Below are 19,368 nucleotides of genomic sequence, written 5' to 3'. Positions count from 1 at the left end.
ATCGGGGCGGTCCGGGACCGGCGGACACCGGCCCCGGACCAGCGGACTGTGTCAGGAAGACCAGGAGTTCTCGATGTAGTCGAGGGTGGCGTCGGTGTCCTCGCCGTTGATCCAGTTGACCATGCCCCGCCAGAACGTTCCGGCCCCCACCTCGGCGGGCATCAGGTCGCTTCCGTCGAAGCGGAACACGGTGTCGGGATCACGCAGGATCTCCGCGCCCAGGCGGTCGGTCGGTACCTCCAGAATCTCCAGGTCAAGGCCCCTGTGTGCGGAGAACCAGGCGCCTTCGGCCGCACGGTTGTTAGCGTACTCCGCGGTGGCCAGATATTCGCGGACCGCGACGACCTCGGGCCGGTCGGCGAACGCGCCGACGAACTCGCCGCCGCCCATGACGGGGGTGCCCTGCGCGGGGTCGACCGGCGGCAGGTTGAACGCGTACACGTCACCGGTCTCCGACACCTCGGTGCCCTCGGGCCAGTGCGCGGCGTAGAAGGACCCCATCAGGTACATGCCGCACTCGCCGTCCACGATGGGCAGGCCCGCCTCCTGGAAGGAGGTGACGGCGATGCTCTGCACGTTGCCGAAGCCGCCGTTGACGTAGTCCGGGTTGCGCAGGATCTCGTCGGCCCGGTCGAACGCGTCGGCGATCTTGGGGTCGTTGAACGGGATCTCGTGGTTGACCCACTGGTCGTAGACGTCGGGGCCGTTCTCGCGCAGGATGACGTTCTCGATCCAGTCGGTGCCGGGCCAGCCGGTGGCGTCGCCGGACTCCAGGCCCGCACACCAGGGCTTGACGCCGTCGGCGGCGATGGCGTCGCTCAGTTCGATCAGCTCGTCCCAGGTCTGCGGGACCTCGTATCCGTTGTCGGAGAAGAACGTGGGCGAGTACCAGACGAAGGACTTGAAGTTGGCGCCCAGCGGGGTGGCGTACAGCTGGCCGTCGATCGTGGCGTAGTCCAGCCAGTCCTCGCTCCACCCCTCCCGGGCCAGTTCCTGGACGCTCTCGGGGGCGGCGACCAGGCTGCCGGCGTCGGCGAAGCGCTTGAGCAGGCCGGGCTGGGGGAAGAAGGCGATGTCGGGCGCGTTGCCGCCGTCCACCTTCACCTGGACCTGGGCCTCGAACTCACCGCTGCCCTCGTACTGGATGTCGATCCCGGTGCACTCGGTGAACAGCTGCCAGGAGCGTTCCAGGCGTTCGGCCTCCACGTCGCGAATGGAGGCGTAGACGGAAACGGTGCCACCGATGTCCTGCCACTGCTTGTAGGGCTCGCATTCCGGGGAGTCCGGATCAGCCCCCGCCGACCCTCCCCCTCCGGACAGGTAGGCGCATCCCCCGGTCAGCATGACCAGGGAGAGTGTCGCGGCGATTGTGGTGCGCGGGTTAAGGAACTTGGGCATTCACGTACCTCCAGTACCGCCCGGTCATTGTGTGACCTGCTCCGTCGGTATCCGATGCAAGTAGTTCTGTCAGTGAAAGTCCACACATTTGGCCGATGCCTGCCGTAACGGTTTTGTCACGTGGGAAGAGTCCCAGTTGGTAACGGATTGCCGAAGTCACGGCCGGTTAGTGGTGTGATCACTTTCAGTGAACAAAATTTGACGATTGGCAGAGCTTCGTCCTGGGACGGTATCGCCGCCGGAAAACCGGGAGCAGAACGGGTTGACCAGCGGGAATCCACCCGTCCCGCGTCCACCGGGGCCGCCCCGCCCGACACGGGCCGCCCGGGCGCGACGACCCCGGCGGGACAGCGGCCCGGGAGCGGGACAACGGGACTTCCGGCCTTTGGGAAGCACCGAAAACGTCTCCGATAATCGGACCATGACAACCGACCACGGCACCGGACCGGACCTGCACGTCGCCCTCATCGGCTACGGAAAGGGCGGCGAGGTCTTCCACGCCCCGCTCATCGACGCCACGCCCGGACTGCGCCTGGCGGCGGTGGTCACCGGCAACCCCGAACGCGGTGCGGCGGTCCGCGCCCGCTACCCGCACACCGAGGTCATCACCTCCGTCGACGAACTGTGGCGGCGTGCGGGCGAGTTCGAGATCGTGGTCGTCGCCACCCCCAACCGGACCCACGCCCCCCTGGCCCGCGCCGGACTGGAGGCGGGACTGGCGGTCGTCGTCGACAAGCCGTTCACCGTCGCCGCCACCGACGCCCGCGCCCTGCGCGACGAGGCCGAACGCCGCGGCCAGGTGCTCACCGTGTTCCACAACCGGCGCTGGGACAGCGACTTCCTCACCCTGTGGGAGCTGATCGAGGACGGCGAACTGGGCCGCGTGCACCGGTTCGAGTCCCGGTTCGAACGGTGGCGGCCCCGGGCCGGGGGCACCTGGCGGGACAGCGGCGCCGTCGCCGACGGCGCGGGCCTCCTCTACGACCTGGGGTCGCACCTCATCGACCAGGCGGTCAACCTCTTCGGACCGGTCCGCACCGTCTACGCCGAGCTGGAGTCGCTGCGCGGCGGTGCCGACGACGACACCTTCGTGGCCCTCACGCACGCCGGCGGGGTCCGCTCCCACCTGTGGGCGAGTGCCCTGGCCGCCCAGGACGGCCCGCGCTTCCGGGTGCTCGGCGACCGCGCCGCCTACACCGTGTACGGCCTCGACAGCCAGGAGGAGCGCCTGGGCGCGGGAGAGCGGCCCGGCGGACCGGACTGGGGGGTCGAACCGGAGTCGGCGTGGGGACGGCTCGGCACGGCCGGCGACACCAAGGCCGTGCCCAGCCGCAGGGGCGACTACCCCGCCTTCTACGCGGGGGTGCGCGACGCCGTGGGCGGGGGCGATCCGGTGCCCGTGGAGGTGCACGAGGTCATCCACGGACTCGACGTCATCGAGGCCGCGCTGCGCAGCGCCCGCACCGGGCAGGTCGTCGAACTGCCGCGGGACTGACCGTCCGCGCGGCGGCCCGGCGCCGCCGCGTCGGACGCGCCGCCGTCCGGCGGTGCACTAGAAATGGTGAGGTGGCACAGGTACTCGTCATCGCAGACGATCTCATCGGCGCGGCCGCAGTCGCCGCGCGCTTCGCCCGCGCCGGACAGCGCGTCACGACGGTCGCCCCCGAGCACGTCACCCGCGCCGCCGAGGACTACGACGTCGTCGTCGCCAACCTGGACAGCCGGCACATGCCGCCGCACCAGGCCACGGACCTCGTCGCCGACGTGGTGGAGGCGGTGTGGCCGGTCGACCTGGTCATCAAACGGATCGACACCACGCTGCGCGGCAACCTCGGCGCGGAGGTGGAGGCCGCCTGGGCCGCGGTGCGGGAGCGCTGCCCGCCGCACACACGCCTGCGCGTGCTGCTGGCCCCCGCCTTCCCCGCGGCGGGGCACACCACCGCCGACGGCACGCAGCTGCTGGACGGCACCCCCGTGGACCGCACCGAAGCGGCGCTCGACCCGCTCAGCCCGACCCGTACCGCCGACGTCGCCGCGGCGTTCGCATGCCAGAGCGGCCTGGCGGTGCGCCGTGTCCCGGTCCGCCAGGTCACCCCCGCACTGCTGGCCGCCGAACTCGCCGCCGGGGACGAACCGGTGGTGCTGTGCGACGCCCACACCGGTCCGTACCTGGTCGAACTGGCCGACGCGGCGGCCCGCGCCCACCGGGAGCACGGCGTCGTGTGGCTGGCCGCCGACCCGGGGCCGTTCGGTGCGCTGCTGGCCGAGGCACTCCACCTGCACGGCCGGGGCACCGTGGCCGGGCCGCTGCTGGCCGCCGTCGGCAGCGTCACCGAGCTGACCGGACGCCAACTCGACGCGGTCACGCGCACCGGACCGGCGCGTTTCGTCGACGTCGACCCCGCCGACCTGGTCCGCGGCGACGGCCAGGAGAAACTCGTCCGAGTCCTGGCCGACGCCCTCACCAGCCACGTCTTCCCCGACGTGGTCGTGTTCCGGCTGCGGGCGAGCGCCGCCGAGGTCGCGGCGCTTCCCCTGCAGCAGCGCCGCCTGCTGCCGGACCGGTTGGCCGAGGTGATCGCCGGGGCCGTCACCGACGCCCAGCAGGCCGCCGGACCCGTGGGCCGTCCCAGCGGCCTGTTCACCACCGGCGGCGACCTCACCTCCGCCGTACTGGACGTGCTGGGCGTGCAGGCCCTCGACGTCGGCGGGGAGATGCTGCCGCTGACCGTGCACGGCGTCCTCGTCGGCGGGGTGCTGGACGGCGTGCCGCTGACCGCCAAGGGCGGCCTGGTCGGCGACGACTCCGCCGTCGCCGAGTGCCTGAGCCGGCTGCGCCGCGCCGTGCAGGCGAGGCTGCGCACGGTGCGCGCCGAGGTGTTCGAGCACTTCCCGTTCACGGCGGGCGGGTAGCCGCCGCGGACGGGAAAACCCGTTGCACCTCCGCGGGGCCGGACCGTAGTGTGCGGGACACCTGCCTTCCGGTGCGAAGTCGACGGTTACTTCTGGTCTGTTCGGTTCGACTCCGAACCGCCGCTGCGGCGGCGGAAACCGTCGGCGCCCAGGACTCGGGAGGCAGGGCAGGCACGGCGGCCCCGGTGCGCCGACGACGGGTGCTTCCCAGGTCCCCGCCGCCCTTTCGGCCCCGGAACGCCCCGGCGTGCCCTCCCCTGTCCGGGACCGGCTCCCGACGCGGAAAAACCCTTGGTGGCCGGACGTCCGGTCCCGTTACGGTCGGGGCGTGCACCGGCCGGTGCACGGGCGGCACGGTTCGGACCGCGCCGCCCCGCCCAGTCCCTCGGCCCGACCCCGCGCAGGGGAGGTGCGTCATGGCGAAGTTCAACCGGGCCACGGCGGCCGCGGTCGGCCGCGGCCCGGTCGTGTCCGAGAGCGTCGCCTCCGGGCAGACCTTCGAGGGAGCCCCCGGACACCGGCGCGACGCCCGCTCCGAACTGTTCCTGCTCGCCGTGGCGAACATGGTGGGCGAGGACACCTTCTACGAGCGGGCTCACGAGCGCGACCTGCGCTACCGCGAACTGGTCGCCAGGCTGGCCGTGGACGACTTCGACTGGCTGCGCGGCCTGCTCGGCTGGCTGCGCCGCGACGCCGGCCTGCGGTCGGCGTCCCTGGCGGGCGCGCTGGAGGCGGTGCGGGCCCGCCTGGCGGCGCGACGGCACGGCGGGAACCGGCAGCTCGTCGCCTCGGTGCTGCTGCGGCCCGACGAGCCCGGCGAGGCGCTGGCCTACTGGACGGGCCGCTACGGGCGGGCGGTGCCCAAGCCAGTCAAGCGCGGCATCGCCGATGCGGCGGTCCGCCTCTACACCGAGCGGTCGCTGCTGAAGTACGACACCGAGTCCCGGGCCTTCCGCTTCGGTGACGTCCTCGACCTGACGCACCCGGTGGCCGCCGACGCCCGGCAGGGCCTGCTGTTCCGGCACGCCCTGGACCGCAGGCACCGCCGCGGCGACCCCGTCCCCGAAGGGCTGGCGACGCTGCGCGCCCGCGCCGCGCTGACACGGCTGGCGCCCGAGGAGCGGCGTGCGCTGCTGCTCCGCGCGGACGCCGCCGAGAGGCTCGCGGAGGCGGGTATGACCTGGGAGGCGGTGGCGGGCTGGGTGCAGGGACCGATGGACGCCGCCGCGTGGCGGGCCGTCCTGCCGTCCATGGGGTCCATGGCGCGGCTGCGCAACCTGCGCAACTTCGACGAGGCGGGACTGAGCGACGAGACCGCCGAGCAGGTGGCCGAGTCCCTGGCCGACCCCGCGGAGGTGGCGCGCTCCCGGCGGCTGCCCATGCGCTACCTGGCCGCCCACCGCGCCGCTGGGCCGCGCTGGGCACCGGCGTTGGAGCGGGCGCTGCAGGTATCGCTGGGCAACGTGCCCGCGCTGCCCGGGCGCACGCTCGTCCTGGTGGACCGCTCCGCGTCGATGTTCTTCGGCCTCTCCGGGCGTTCCACGCTGCGCGCGGCCGACGCCGCGGCGGTGTTCGGGGCCGCGCTGGCGCTGCGGGCGGAGCGGGCCGACCTCGTCCAGTTCGGCACCACGCACCAGCCGGTCCGCTTCCGCAAGGGCGATCCGCTGCTGCGGGTGGTCGAGCGGTTCGGCGATCTGGGCGGTACCAACACCGCGCAGGCGCTACCGCGGCCACGACCGCGTCGCCATCGTCACCGACGAGCAGGCGTGGCAGGGCGGCCCCGGGGCCGACCCCACGGCGGCGGTGCCCGAAGCGGGTGCCGGTCTACACCTGGAACCTCGCCGGGTACCGCTACGGGCACGGTCCCTCCGGCACCGGGAACCGGCACGTCTTCGCCGGACCGAACGACGCGGTCTTCGGCATGGTCCCGCTCGTCGAGGCGGGGATGGCCGCCCGCTGGCCGTGGGAGGCGCGGGACTGAGAACGGGGCCGCCCGGTGGGAACTCCGCCCGGGCGGCCCCGGCCGCTCCCGCGGGGAGGAGCGGGGTCAGAGGTCCTCGACGCCCAGTTCGGGGACGGCGAACGGGGGGCGGCCGCTGCCGCGGACCCGGTAGCCGCCCCACACGTTGGCCTCGGCGAGTTCGCCGCGGCCCTCGTGCCCCTCGGGGGTGCGCAGCAGCACCGCGCGCCTCCCCTGGGCGAAGAGCCGGTCCACCTCCGGGTCGGCCACCAGCCGCCCGCTCCACCGGTATCCGCCGCTCAGCGGGTCGAAGTGGCCGGCCAGGTGCGCGGTCACGGTGATCTCGGCGTCGCCGATGACGGCGGTGACGGGGCCGTGGTACTCCTCCTCGTCGTCGCCCATGCCGCTCATGCGGTCTCCTCCAGCACACCGGCCCGGCGCCACAGCCCCTTGGCGGGCCCCTGGATCACGCCCGCCTCGGTGAAGGTCGCCACGGCCTTGCGGGCCATCCAGGTCAGGCTCCTGCGCCAGTGCGGGTTGCGGCGGGCGGCCCTGCGGGCCGCCCGCGGGTCGAGGCCCACCGCGGCATAGCAGTCGGGGTGGACCAGCCGGGTGGTGGCGAAGTAGACCACGAGGGCCAGCACCAGTCGGCTGTAGGCCCTGGAGAGGGGGCCGCGCCGCTCCCAGACGCGCAGGAACTCCTCGCGCGCGTAGCGCATGTGGCGGGCCTCCTCCACGACGTGGATCCGGGAGACGGCGCGGACCAGCGGTTCCAGTTCCTCGTCCACCATGCTCTCGCGTTGCAGCTGGTCGAGGACCTCCTCGACGTACAGCGCGGCGCTGAAGGTGAGCGGGGTGTTGGAGATGGTCTTGAAGACCCGGCCGAGGAACTGGGTGAGGGGGTCGACCCGGTAGTAGCGGGCGCCGAGCCGGCCCACCATCTTGGCGAACATCACCGAGTGCCGGCACTCGTCCGCGATCTCGGTGTAGGCGTACTGGATGTGGTTGCTGGTGGGGTCGCGGTCGTAGGCGTGGCGGATGAGCATCTGCATCAGGATCGTCTCGAACCAGATGCCGATGCTGGCGATACTGGCCGTCTCCTGTCTGCTCAGCTCCTTGCGCTGGGCGTCGCTGAGCCGCTCCCACAGTTCGGTCCCGTACAGCGAGACCCGTTCGGGGCGGATGGCGTAGCGGTCGGGGTCGACGGGGGCGTCCCAGTCGATCTCGACCAGCGGGTCAAAGGACGCTTTGGCCGAGGAGCGCAGCAGCCGTCGGGCGATGTCCTCACGGTCGGTGGCGGCCTTGGCGGGAGCGGTCATCGCGGTCCTCCTCCGGGAGCGGGGGTGGGGAGCCGTTCGGTGGGCCCGGGAACGGCCGCACCGTTCCCGGACCGGTTGCACAGGGCGGAGCGCGAACACCCCATGTTTCCTACATTGAACGTTACAATGACTATTGTCACAATGCAATGGTCCAGAACGGGAGGCCGGTCCGGGAGGAGTCGTGGAGCGGCCCGGCCGCGCGGCGGTCCGGGGGCCGGGCGGCGGCCGCGGAATCCATAGAGTGGACCCATGGCCGAATACCGCATTGACGAACTGGCCCGGCTGGCGAACACCACCGTCCGCAACGTCCGCGTCTACCAGGACCGCGGACTGCTCCCACCGCCGCGCCGGGAGGGGCGGGTGGGGATCTACACCGAGGTCCACCTGGCACGGCTGCGGCTGATCGGCCAACTCCTCAAACGCGGCTACACCTTCGCCAACATCGCCGAACTGGTCACCGTGTGGGAACGGGGCGGCGACCTGTCCGAGGTGCTGGGGTTCGAGGCCGCGGTGGGCGACCCCTGGTCCGACGAGATCCCCGGCTACATCACCCTGGACGAACTGGAAGAACTCTTCGGAGAGCAGACCACCCCCCAGACCGTGGCGCGGGCGGTCGACCTCGGCCTGATCGAACCGGAGGGGAAGCGCTACCGGGTGCCCAGCCCGCGCCTGCTGCACGCCGGCGTCGAACTGGTCGCCATCGGCATGCCCCTGGACGCCGTCCTGGACATCGCCCAGGGGCTGCGCGACCGCATCGACGCCGCCGCGGGCGAGCTCACCCGGCGGGTGTCGGAGCACATCATCGCCGCCTACGCCCCCGAGGGGATCCTGCACAGCGAGGACCTGGGCGAGGTCGCCGACGTGATCCGCCGGGTGCGCCCCCTGGCGCAGGTCGCGGTCGACTCCATCCTCGCCCAGGCCATGTCCCGGCACATGCACGAGACCCTGGGTGACCACTTCGCGGCGATCATCGACCACCTCAGGGAGCAGGGGGAGCGTCAGAGCGCGTGAGCGCTTCCGCGGAGCCGGCCCCGGCCTCCTGCCGCACCGTCGGCGCGGGCTCCAACGGCAGGGAGACCCGCCGGGTGAACCGCAGTTCGGCGAAGGCCCCGGCCGGTACGGCGGGGTGGGCGGGGTAGACCGGCTCCACCCGCCGGTAGGGGGAGCCGGGGGCGGGCCGGGGGTCGGCCTCGCCCCGGTTGGGCCACATCGACATGGCGCGCTCGGCCTGCGCGGTGATCGTCAGGGACGGGTTGACCCCCAGGTTGGCGGTGACGGCCGAACCGTCCACCACGTGGATGCCGGGGTGCCCGTAGAGCCGGTGGTAGGGGTCGACGACCCCCTCGGCCGGGGTGGCGCCGATCGGGCAGCCGCCCAGGAAGTGCGCGGTCAGCGGGATGTCGAAGATCTCGCCGATGCTGCTGCCGGGGTAGCCGTCGATCTGCTCGGCCACCCGGGCGGCGAACTCCTGCCCGGCGGGGATCCAGGTCGGATTGGGCGCGCCGTGGCCCTGCCGGGAGGTGAGCACCCGCCCGCCGAGCAGTCCGCGCCGGGTGTAGGTGGTCAGCGAGTTGTCCAGCGACTGCATGACCAGGCCGATGATGGTCCGCTCCGACCAGTTGCGCACCGACAGGCTGCGCAGGAACAGGGAGGGGTGCGCGGCGACCAGGCCGAGGAAGCGCAGCCAGCGCGGCACGTTCCCGCCGCCGGGGACCTGCATGGTGGTCAGCAGCCCCATCGCGTTGGAGCCCTTGCCGTAGCGGACCGGTTCGATGTGCGTGTGCGCGTCGGGGTGCATCGAGGAGGTGATGGCCACCCCCCTGGTGAAGTCCTGGGGCGGACGCACCGCCTTGGTCATCGCGCCGACCAGGGCCTCGGAGTTGGTGCGGGTGAGGGTTCCGAGCCGGGGGGAGATGCGGGGCAGCAGGCCGGAGTCGCGCATGGCGTGCAGCAGGCGCTGGGTGCCGTAGGTCCCGGCGGCGAGCACCACCTGGCGGGCGGTGAAGGTGCGGGCGTTGCGCCGGGTCCGGCGGGCGCCGGTGACCAGGGTGTCCACCGCGTACCCGCCGCCGCGGGAGGCGGCGCGCTCCCGCAGGCGTACCACGGTGGTCATGGGGTGGACCACGGCGCCGTTGCGTTCGGCGAAGTACAGGTAGTTCTCGGTGAGCATGTTCTTGGCGCCGTGGCGGCAGCCGGTCATGCACTCACCGCACTCCAGGCAGGCGCGCCGTGCGGGGCCCGCGCCGCCGAAGTAGGGGTCGCCGCCCGTCTCGCCGGGGCAGACCGGTCCGTCGGCCGCGCCGTCCCGCCCGTCGCCGAAGAAGACGCCCACCGGGGCCAGGCGGAAGGTCGAGCCGACCCCCATGGCCTCGGCGGCCTGGCGCAGCTGGACGTCGGCGGGGGTGACGGTGGGGTTGGTCCGCACGCCCAGCATGCGTTTGGCCTGGTCGTAGAAGGGGGCCAGTTCCTCGCGCCAGTCGGTGATGTCGCGCCACTGCGGGTCGTCGTAGAAGTCGTCCAGCGGTTCGTACAGGGTGTTGGCGTAGTTGAGGGAGCCGCCGCCCACGCCCGCCCCGGCCAGGACCATGACGTCGCGCAGCAGGTGGATGCGTTGGATGCCGAACAGGCCCAGGCGGGGGGCCCACAGGAAGTTGCGCAGGTCCCAGGAGTTCTTCGGCAGGGTGTCGGGGGTGAAGCGGCGCCCGGCCTCCAGGACTCCGACCCGGTAGCCCTTCTCGGTCAGGCGCAGGGCGCTGACCGAGCCGCCGAACCCCGAGCCGACGACGATCACGTCGTAGTCGAAGCGGTCGTCGTCGCTGGTGGAAGCGGCGGAGCGGCGCTCGTGGGTCATCGGATGCCCCCTTGGCGGATCAGGATGAGCGGGCGAGGGTTCGCGGATGCCGGCCGGAGATGTGGAATGAGTCACTTGGAAATGTGACATTGGCTATTGTAATGTTCGACTCCTACTGGCCGGTAGATGTGTTCCATGTAACACATCCGCCCAAGACCGACGCAAGTCCCCGACCTCCCCCAACCACCCCCCGCGTCGAGCACGGGACCAGGAGGACACTCATGGCCGACGAGACGATCAGCGAATCCCCCGACGGCGGCACCGCGTGGCGGAGGTTCGCCTACGTGGCACTGCCCGGCCTGGCCGCGGCGGGCATCCTCACAGCGGCGACCACCCAGGGGCTGCTCGCCGCCTCCTTCGCGGTCTCCGGAGACCACTTCAAGATCTCCGCGGCACAGTTGGACGGCACCGGATTCGCCCAGTACGGGGACGTCGCGACCTCGGTCGACGACACCTCCCGCCCCGTCGGACTGTCCGTCATCGAACAGGCCGAACTCTCCGACATGTGCATGTCGGCCCTGGTCGACCTGCCCATCGGAACCGCGACGGTGCTCATCCACGCCGGAGAGGACACCCCCGTCACCGCGACCAACATGGTCGTCGACGTCGAACAGCTCGAGGGCAACGCCAGCTTCTCCGCCATCGAGATCGGCCGCGACGCCAGCACCCTGAACAAGGTCTCCGGCCCCCAGGGCGAGCCCGGCGGCTTCGCCCTGCAGTCCGACACCGTCGTCATCGACGACCTCACCATGGTCGCCTGGGCGGTCAACTCCGGAACCCTGCGGCTGTCCGGGCTGAAGCTCAACGTCAAACCCGGCACCCACGAATGCTTCTGACCCGATGAGTGAGCACGCACGAGCGTCCCGCCGCCCGGCGGGACCGTTCGCGAGATGGCGCCGCTCCCGGCCGTTCTGGGGAGGCCTGCTCACCGCCCTCGCCGGAGCGGAGATCGTGGCGGCGCCGCTGGCCCCCCTGCCCTACCTCGTCTACCAGGGCATCGCGGGGATCTCCGGCTACCTGATCGGCGCCGCGCTGATCGCGCTGGGCGTACTGGCCTGGCTGCACCCGGCCCAGCGCGCCTTCTACGGCATCGTCGCCGTCCTGCTCTCCCTGACCTCCTTCCTCACCTCCAACTTCGGCGGCTTCGTCGTCGGGATGCTGCTCGGCATCGTCGGCGGTGCGCTCGTCTTCGCCTGGACCCCGCACCGCGGCCCGAAACCCGGCCGGCCCCGGGGACGCGACACCGTGCCGAAGGCCGACGAGGACGGCGGGACGGACGGAGAGGACGCGGCCGGGGAGCGGGACGCCGCCGCGGCCGACGGCGGGGAGGAGGCCGTCGACCGCGGCGGAGGCCGGGGCGGCGCGGCCCACGCACTGGTCGCCGTCCCCCTGGCGCTGGGCCTCCTCCTCGCCCCGGCCCCCGCCGACTGGTGGTGGCCCTGGGACGACTGGTTCGACCGGGGCGGCGACGAGCAGGGCGAACCGGAGACCCCGCCCGCAACGCCCGCGCCTGATCCGTCCCCCTCCGCGCCTCCCGGAGACGAGGGGGAGCCGCAGGCCGACGGCGCACCGGACGACACGGCCGAACAAGGAACCGAGGAGGAAGAGGAGGAGACCGGGGAGGCCGACGCCGCGTGCGAGATCCGGACCGGCCCGGCCGAACAGGAGGCCACCGAGGAGGAGTTCCTCGCCGCGGTCGAAGCCTGCCAGCGGGCCGCCGAGGACGGCGAAGCCCTTGAGGTGCAGGTCCTCCGGGCCGACGAGCCCTTCCCCGCCAGCCCCGTGACCAGCGGATTGACCGCGGACAGCATCGTCATGAGCGGCTCCTACTTCGCGGGGGTCGTCGAGTACCCCACCTCCGGCGGCACGGACCACTACCTCAGGCTCAGGATGAGCCGCGCGGACTTCGACAACGCCGTGCTGTGGTGGATGGACGGCCCGGAGCGGATCTCCATCGACCTGCCCGACATGACCATGCAGGGCGACGTGGTCCTGCACGTCACCCGCATGGAGGTGCGGCTGCTCGGCATCAGACTGGTCTTCACCCCCGACTTCCCGCCGCCGCTGCTGCTGCCCTACATGATCGTCACCGACGTCGACGTGGCCGGCCCGGTCGCGCAGAGCCAGATCCTCACCGTCGAGGGCATCAGGGTGCGTCCCGGACACTGATCCCCCCGGAGACGCCACCGGGAGCCCGCCGCCGGGGGCGGCGGGCTCCCGGCTGTCACCGGGGTCCTCTAAAGTCCCGGTGACCGTTCACGAAAGGGGGTACTGATGGCCCGCGCCGTTGTCCGCGACGCCTCCCCCGCGGGGACCGTCCCGACACCTTCGAACTTCCCGACCTGCCCGACCGGATCACCGTGCGGGAGCTGATCCGGCTGTGCGTACGCGAGGAGGCCGCGCGCCGCGGCACGCACCGGCCCGCGGCCCCGCACGGTCCGGCCCGCCCGGACCCGGTCGAGGCCGCCGAGCGCGCCTTCCGGCGCAACGGCTTCGTCCTCCTCGTGGGCGACCGCCAGGTCGAGGACCTCGACGGGACCGTCGACCTGACCGGAGCCCCCGAGATCACCTTCATCAGGCTCGTCCCGCTGGCCGGAGGTGAGGATGACCCCGGACGGGCCGCCCTCCCCGGAGACCGCCGCCCCCCGGGAGTGGGCCGAGCAGATGCTGGCCGACGGGTTCGTCAGGGGGCGTCGGTCCCCCTCCTGGTGCAGATCCACACCCCCGAACTGCCCGGCCTCGTCGCCGAGTACGAGGCCGCCGTGCTCGCCACCTTCGGACGCCACCACTACCGGCGCGGAACCGACATCAGGGGGCCCCGCCTCGACGACTTCCTCCGCGGCCTGACCCCCGACCAGGTCCGGATGACGGTGCTGTGGGCGATGCTGCGCCACACCGCCAACCGGCACGACGAACCCTCGCGCACGGTGCTCACCCGGCTGGCCCGGCACAGGATCGACTGGACCGCGCACGACCTGTCCTTCCTGCTGCGCTGCCTGACCGAACACGACGACACCTACTACGCCGAGGCGGCCCACCGGACGGCGCTGACCGCCTGCGAACCGGTCGACGACGCGGTCCTGCGGCAGTGCGAGCAGCACGTCCGCACCCTGCACCGCCGCCACGGCGGCGCCGACCACCAGGGCTACGCCGCCCACCGCCGGATCGGGGCGCGCCTGGACCGGCTCGTGGAACGCCTGGACGGCGTCCCGACCGGCGCGCGGGAGCGCTTCGGCACCGACGTCGGACCGCTGCTGGCCGCCGAGATCCCCGACACGATGGACTCGCCCGACCTCGCCGAGCTGCTGGCGCTCTGCGCACAGATCTGCACGGTCCGCCCCAACCGGCGGTGGCGCGACCGGGCCGCCGCCCTGCTGGCGGAGCGGCCGTCCCTGCCCGGCGAGGTCAGGGCGGTACTCGAACAGGTCCCGCGCCTGGCCGACGTCCTCCACGCACACCTCGACGACTTCGGCTTCACCGCGGAGACCCCCGTCCTGCTGCTGCGCGGCCTGCTGTGGAGCACCGCCGGACTGCCCCCGGAGCAGGCGGAGTGGGTGGCCCCGCTCCTCGGCGACATCGCCTGCCACGCCGGCACCGGGCCCGGTGGCTCCAAGGTCGTCCGTGCCGAACGGCTGGCCGTCACCGCGCTCGACGTCCTGGGCGTACGCGGCGACGCCGCCGCCGTCGCCGCGCTGACCCGGGCGGTGGCGACCGTCCGCAAGAAGACGGTGCTGGCCGCTGCCCGGCGCGCGCTCGACGCCGCGGCCGAACGCAACGGCCTCACCCCGGACGACCTCATGGACCGCACCGTCCCCGACCACGGACTCGGCCCCGACGGGACGCGCGAGGAGTCCCTCGGCGGGCACACCGCGGTGCTCAGCATCGGAGCCGACGGCTCGCCCGCGCTCACCTTCCGCACTCCCGCCGGCCGTACGGTCAGGACCCCGCCGAAAGCGGTGCGCGAGGAGCACGGGCCGCGCCTGAGGGAGCTGCGCGCCGAACTCAAGGAGCTGAAGGCGCTGCTGCCGGTGCAGCGGCGCCGCCTGGAGGCCGCACTGGGCGAGGGGCGGACCTGGGCCCCCGACTCCTGGGCGCGGTACGTCATGGACCACTCGGCCACCGGCCACCATGCGCGGCGGCTGGTCTGGGAGGCCTCCACCGACGGAGGCCGGACCTGGCGTGCGGGCCTGCCCGGACGCGACGGGCCGCGGTGGCTGCTGCGGGAGGCCGCCGGGGCGGAGGTGTTCGACGCCGCCGGAGCGGGGGAGGCGCTGCTGCGGTTGTGGCACCCGGTCCGCGCCACCGCGGACGCGGTGCGCGCCTGGCGCGACCACCTGGTCGCGGCCGGACTCGTCCAGCCGGTCAGGCAGGCGTTCCGCGAGGTCTACCTGCTCACCCCGGCCGAGCGGACCACCCGCGTCCACTCCCACCGCCACGCCGCCCACATCCTGCGGTACGGACAGGCCAAGGCGCTGCTGGGCAGCCGCGGCTGGCGGGGACCGCAACCGGGGTACGGGGACGGCGGGGAGAGCGGTCAGGCCCGGCGGGTCTACCGCGACGCCGCGACCGGGCGGGAGGGGCAGGCGACCTTCGTGGTGAACCTGGTGGAGCGGGAGGAGGACCGGCACCTGTCCGTGTCGTACTGCTCCTCCGGGCCGGTGTGGTTCACCCCGGTGGGGGAGGACGGCCCCGCCCCGCTGGAGCGGGTGCCGCCCCTGGTGCTCTCCGAGGCGATGCGCGACGTGGACCTGGCCATCGGCGTGGCCTCCATCGCCGCCGACCCCGAGTGGGCCCTCCGCGGGGAGCGGCACCACCTCGACTACTGGCGGCGCACCGCGTTCGGCGACCTCACCGAGTCCGCCGAGACGCGCCGAGACGCGCTGCGCCGCCTGGTGCCCCGGCTGCGGATCGCCGACCGGCTGGAGGTGACCGACCGCTTCCTGCGGGTCCGCGGCGACCTGCGCACCTACCGGATCCACCTGGGGTCGGCGAACATCCTCATGGAACCCGACGACTCCTACCTGTGCGTCGTGGACGCGCGCGGCGGCACCGACGCGCTGTACCTGCCGTTCGAGGACGACGGGGGACGGCTGTCGCTGATCCTGTCCAAGGCGTTCCTGCTGGCCGCCGACACCGAGATCACCGACCCCGCCATCGTCCGCCAGATCCGGGGCGCCGCTAGCCGGCGTCCGCCCCGCACGGCGGACGGCCCGCACGGCGGACGGCCCGCCCCGGAGACCGGGGCGGGCCGTCGCCTCCCGCCGGATCAGTGGGCCAGGTGCACCGACTCGGGCAGCAACTGGCTGGGCACGCCCACGTAGGAGACGTACAGGGCGTCGCGGGCCCGGGTGCAGGCGGTGAAGAGCAGGTTGCGCTCCTCCTGGTAGACCTGCTCCAGCGCCACCGGGTCGCCTTCGGCGCCGCTGATCGCCGCCTTGGGCGGCAGCAGCGGCTCGCTCAGCCCGGTCAGGGCCACGTGGCGGAACTCCTGCCCCTTCAGACCGTGCAGGGTGCCCAACCGCACCGCGTCCACGTCCACGGAGGCGTCCAGGGGCGCGGTCGCGATGCCGCTGACGTGCAGTTCCTTGGCGATGTTGCGCACCACCCACTGGTTGCGTCCGGCCACCGCGATCGACGAGGGCTGCGTCCCCGCCTCCAGCTGCGCCTGGATCCACTCGCTCAGCGCGGCCCACTCCTCGGCGCGGCTGGCGCAGCCGCGCACCACCGGCTCGGGACCGTGCAGGACGGAGAAGTAGCCGTCCGCGCCCGGGCCCGTGGACCGGCCCAGCATCGGCAGCGCCCAGTCGAGGATCTCCTGGCTGACCCGGTAGCTGGTGCGCAGCCGGTGGCCGCGGCCGCGGACGTTGATGCCCAGCGACGCCAGCGAGACCCGGGTGTCAACGAGCCGCTGCGCGGGGTCGCCCACGATGAACAGGTCGTCGGGCCCCTCCGGCACGGCGGCGCGCAGCAGCCGCCAGTGCGCGGGGTGCAGGTCCTGGGCCTCGTCGACGACGACGTGCCGGTAGCGCGGCCCGGAGCCGTGCAGCAGCCGCGCCGCCTCCTGCGCCACCTGCGGGTAGGACCACTCGCCCGCGGCGCGCATGGCGCCGGTGTAGCGCTGGATCGCCTCCCACACGTGCGGGCGGAACTCGGGCGCCAGGTGCAGCATCCGTCCGCTGCGCTCGCAGCGGACGTAGTCGGGCAGCGAGGTGAGGTCCTGGGCCAGGATCACCTGCTGCCACTCGTCGATGAGGAAGCGCCCGGAGAACGGCAGGCCGTCGATGCGGGCCGCCGAGCGCCACCGCTCGGCGAGCTCCTCGTCGCCGAGGACCTCCGGCGGGGTCCCGATGTGCTCGCTGAGGACGCCGCGGGCCAGGCTGTCGACGGTGACCACCTCGATCCGGGCGCGCACGTCCGGCGCGGACACCAGCCGGTCCAGGTGGGCGCCCAGGGTCTGGGCGAGCAGGCGGCTGACGGTGGTGACCAGCACGCTGGGCCGGACCGCGGGGCCGTACTCGGCGGCGTCCAGTTCGGCCAGGTGCACGGCACGGTGCAGTGCGAGGACCGTCTTGCCGGTACCGGGGCCTCCGGTGACCTGGGCCGATCCGGTGAAGTGCGCGGTGGCCAGTTCCCGGTGGTCGGGGTGGGGGGTGAGGCGCCACTCGGTGAAGGGCAGCACCAGGGCGTCCGCCAGGTCCGCGGGGCCGCGCACGGGCGGAGCCGCCTCGACCGGCTCGGGCGGTGCGGGCATCTCCACCAGGTCCAGTTCGGGGCCGCTCTGCGCCCGGTAGGCCCGGGCGTAGGAGACGGCCTCGTCGTGCCGGCGGATCCCGACCAGGCAGTAGGAGCCCTCCCGGGAGGGGGCGACGATGCCGGACCAGTCCGGGCTGATCTGCAGGACCCGCACCCGCGGGTCGGACGCGTCCGAGACGGCCTCCAACTGTTCGCCGTCACCGGCGAGGTAGGAGCGCACAGCGGTCAGGATCGTGTGCTGGACTCCGCTGTCCAGGCGGGAGAAGTCGTTGAGGAAGGTCGGAGCGATCGCGAGTTGCGGCACGGGCTGATTCCCTCCGGTCGCCGTGATGACGTGGGATGTCGCGTGGGGAAGAAGGCGTGGCGGCCACCGCTTCTACTCATAGGTCTGCGCTCCTGGGAATTCCGGCAAACCCGTTCGGAACGGGAGAAACCAGGAGTGCCGACGAAGGTTTCCCTCTTGGTAAAACACCAGGTCAGAGCGGTTAATTCCGGCGCTTTCGAAGGTGTGTCCGAAGGTTTTTCCGGGGGGTGCGGTGACCTGCGGCTCTGTCCGGCGCTCCGGTGTCCGCAACAGGAATTACCGCCTGTCCGAAATGCGGAAGTCTGGGGGTGGGACCGTCTGTGCGGCCCCGCCCCGCACCGGGAGGCACGCGGGGACGGCTCCCAGCCGCACCCTCCCCGACCGGCCAAGAAGAGCGGAGGTTTGAGCCGGTCCCAGCCGTCCTCCCGGGGGACTCGCCGCCGGCGGCGCCACCGCCGGGACCGAACCTCCCGTGGGGGAGCTCCTCTCGGAGGCCGTGGTCGTCAGCGGGCGGGGTTTCGGACGGCGGCACGAAGCGGCGTTCGCGGCCCGCTGCGCGGCTTCGGGCCGTGCACCGCGGCCGCCGGTGGCTCCCCGCCCGGCACGGCGGCCCCGGACGCCGGACGCACCGCGGAGCCGCTCAGTCCTCGTCGTCGATCAGGTAGGGGTGGGTCGCCGAGTTCCGCACCTCCGGATACGGAGCGAACCAGGAGTGGGCGTCGCGGGAGAGGAACCCCAGCGGGTCGGCGGAGGAGTCGTCCGGGTCGGCGGTGTCCAGGTCCTCCAGGTAGAGCCACTCGTGGTCGTGGCGGGAGTGGGCGCGGCTCTCGAAGACCGCGAACATCGCGGTGACGTCGTCGGGGTCCACCGCGGCGAACGACACCAGCAGGTCCTTGGCGTTCTCGACGAGGATGTGCAGCGCCAGGGACTCGGCGGTGGACGCGGGCGGCACCCACGGCGAGGAGGTCAGCCGGGAGTAGACCACGGCCGAGGCGATGAGGAACTTCTTGGCGAAACCGAGGTCGTAGTGGTGCCGGTAGCGGACCGGGAGGTCGTGCAGGACGAACAGGCCCTCGGAGTCGTCGGCCGTCCAGTTGGCCTCGTCCTTGTCCAGGGAGTCGGCCTCCTCGTCCAACGTCATGATGTCCATGAGCAGCTCCTCGGTCAGCACCGAGGCCCGTTCGACGAGCGCGCCGGCCGCGAGGAACCGGGCGTCCGGGTCCTCCGGGGAAGGCCCGAAGGCGTCGAGGTCGAAGGCGTGCAGCCGGGAACTGAGCGACAGCAGGCGGCGGCGCTGCGCGGTGATGTCCTCGATCGGCAGCCCGATCCCGGAGGAGAGCACGCGCTCGTCCGCGCCGCCTTCCAGGGCCTCGGCGAGTTCGGCGTCGCTGACCGTCACCTCGCACTTGCCGACCTGCCAGTCGGCGAGCAGTTCGGTGCGCTCCAGGATCTCGTGGAGCAGCGCCTCGGCGCCGTTCTCGGCGAAGCTCAACGCGGGTGCGTCCACCAGCAGTTCGACCACCGCCCCGGTGGAGCGGACCTCCAGCCGGTGGTCGTAGGGGGTGATCTCCACCCCTTCGGGGCCCTCCACCGTCGCCACCCGGTCAAGCCACTCGGAGAGCAGCGCGGCGGCTCCCTGCTGTTGGAGCCCGTCGAGTCCGGGCGTCCCGACGGGAAGCGTCAGCTCGGCGGTGATGCGGTATTCCAAGGAAGGCTCCCAAAGCGGCTCGATAGATGGAATTAGAGCATGGCCGCGGACCCGCCGCGTACAGTCCCCGGCCCACCGCGGACCTCCCTTCTGCGCTGTCCTGCTCCCACGTCCCCTCACCAGCCCGCTGACCGGAACAGGCCACATGTGACCGGAAACGGG

13 protein-coding genes are annotated in these 19,368 nt (G+C 72.9%); 7 read left to right on the top strand and 6 right to left on the bottom strand.

What is annotated here, in order from left to right; genetic code table 11:
* Positions 1–51 precede the first annotated feature (51 nt).
* Positions 52–1,398 (bottom strand): ABC transporter substrate-binding protein, encoded by a 1,347-nt coding sequence (locus tag FOF52_RS11940; RefSeq protein ID WP_248590041.1) that lies wholly within the window; start codon positions 1,396–1,398, stop codon positions 52–54.
* Between the two features lie 421 nt (positions 1,399–1,819).
* Here FOF52_RS11940 and FOF52_RS11935 point away from each other — a divergent pair, with 421 nt between their 5' ends.
* From FOF52_RS11935 to FOF52_RS11925, 3 genes are all read left to right on the top strand, one after another.
* Complete coding sequence (locus FOF52_RS11935; RefSeq protein WP_248590040.1) at positions 1,820–2,893, top strand: Gfo/Idh/MocA family oxidoreductase; 1,074 nt, start codon at positions 1,820–1,822, stop codon at positions 2,891–2,893.
* A gap of 71 nt (positions 2,894–2,964) precedes the next feature.
* Complete coding sequence (locus FOF52_RS11930) at positions 2,965–4,311, top strand: four-carbon acid sugar kinase family protein (protein WP_248590039.1); 1,347 nt, start codon at positions 2,965–2,967, stop codon at positions 4,309–4,311.
* Positions 4,312–4,727: 416 nt separating this feature from the next.
* Entirely contained in the window at positions 4,728–6,425 is a 1,698-nt protein-coding gene (locus FOF52_RS11925; RefSeq protein WP_341849681.1) for a TROVE domain-containing protein, read from the top strand.
* On the opposite strand, the gene FOF52_RS11920 is transcribed toward FOF52_RS11925, so the two are convergent.
* Entirely contained in the window at positions 6,359–6,682 is a 324-nt protein-coding gene (locus FOF52_RS11920) for a DUF4873 domain-containing protein (RefSeq protein WP_248590038.1), read from the bottom strand. The two genes, FOF52_RS11925 and FOF52_RS11920, sit on opposite strands and share 67 nt — an antisense overlap.
* Positions 6,679–7,590, bottom strand: a complete 912-nt coding sequence (locus FOF52_RS11915; RefSeq protein ID WP_248590037.1) for an AurF N-oxygenase family protein — start codon at positions 7,588–7,590, stop codon at positions 6,679–6,681. The genes FOF52_RS11920 and FOF52_RS11915 overlap by 4 nt, the downstream gene beginning before the upstream one ends.
* Before the next feature lie 249 nt (positions 7,591–7,839).
* Here FOF52_RS11915 and FOF52_RS11910 point away from each other — a divergent pair, with 249 nt between their 5' ends.
* Positions 7,840–8,601, top strand: a complete 762-nt coding sequence (locus tag FOF52_RS11910) for a MerR family transcriptional regulator (protein WP_248590036.1) — start codon at positions 7,840–7,842, stop codon at positions 8,599–8,601.
* Here FOF52_RS11910 and FOF52_RS11905 read toward each other — a convergent pair.
* Positions 8,570–10,441 (bottom strand): GMC oxidoreductase, encoded by a 1,872-nt coding sequence (locus FOF52_RS11905; RefSeq protein ID WP_248590035.1) that lies wholly within the window; start codon positions 10,439–10,441, stop codon positions 8,570–8,572. The genes FOF52_RS11910 and FOF52_RS11905 overlap by 32 nt on opposite strands.
* Positions 10,442–10,662: 221 nt before the next feature.
* Between FOF52_RS11905 and FOF52_RS11900 the strand changes: the two genes are divergently transcribed.
* From FOF52_RS11900 to FOF52_RS11890, 3 genes are all read left to right on the top strand, one after another.
* Positions 10,663–11,277 (top strand): DUF6230 family protein, encoded by a 615-nt coding sequence (locus FOF52_RS11900; protein WP_248590034.1) that lies wholly within the window; start codon positions 10,663–10,665, stop codon positions 11,275–11,277.
* Between the two features lie 4 nt (positions 11,278–11,281).
* A complete protein-coding gene (locus tag FOF52_RS11895) occupies positions 11,282–12,610 on the top strand; it encodes a DUF6114 domain-containing protein (protein WP_248590033.1) in 1,329 nt (442 codons plus the stop codon).
* A 191-nt stretch (positions 12,611–12,801) separates the two neighbouring features.
* Positions 12,802–15,762 (top strand): DUF4132 domain-containing protein, encoded by a 2,961-nt coding sequence (locus FOF52_RS11890; RefSeq protein ID WP_248590032.1) that lies wholly within the window; start codon positions 12,802–12,804, stop codon positions 15,760–15,762.
* Here the strand turns inward: FOF52_RS11890 and FOF52_RS11885 are convergent.
* Together FOF52_RS11885 and FOF52_RS11880 are read right to left on the bottom strand one after the other, a co-directional pair.
* A complete protein-coding gene (locus FOF52_RS11885; RefSeq protein ID WP_248590031.1) occupies positions 15,708–17,498 on the bottom strand; it encodes a UvrD-helicase domain-containing protein in 1,791 nt (596 codons plus the stop codon). The two genes, FOF52_RS11890 and FOF52_RS11885, sit on opposite strands and share 55 nt — an antisense overlap.
* A 640-nt stretch (positions 17,499–18,138) precedes the next feature.
* Positions 18,139–19,206 (bottom strand): hypothetical protein, encoded by a 1,068-nt coding sequence (locus FOF52_RS11880; RefSeq protein ID WP_248590030.1) that lies wholly within the window; start codon positions 19,204–19,206, stop codon positions 18,139–18,141.
* Between the last annotated feature and the right edge of the window lie 162 nt (positions 19,207–19,368).

The organism is Thermobifida alba, assembly GCF_023208015.1.
Taxonomy (GTDB): Bacteria; Actinomycetota; Actinomycetes; order Streptosporangiales; family Streptosporangiaceae; genus Thermobifida; species Thermobifida alba.
Note: the sequence above shows the minus strand (reverse complement) of the source record. Positions and strands in the feature narration are given on the sequence as shown.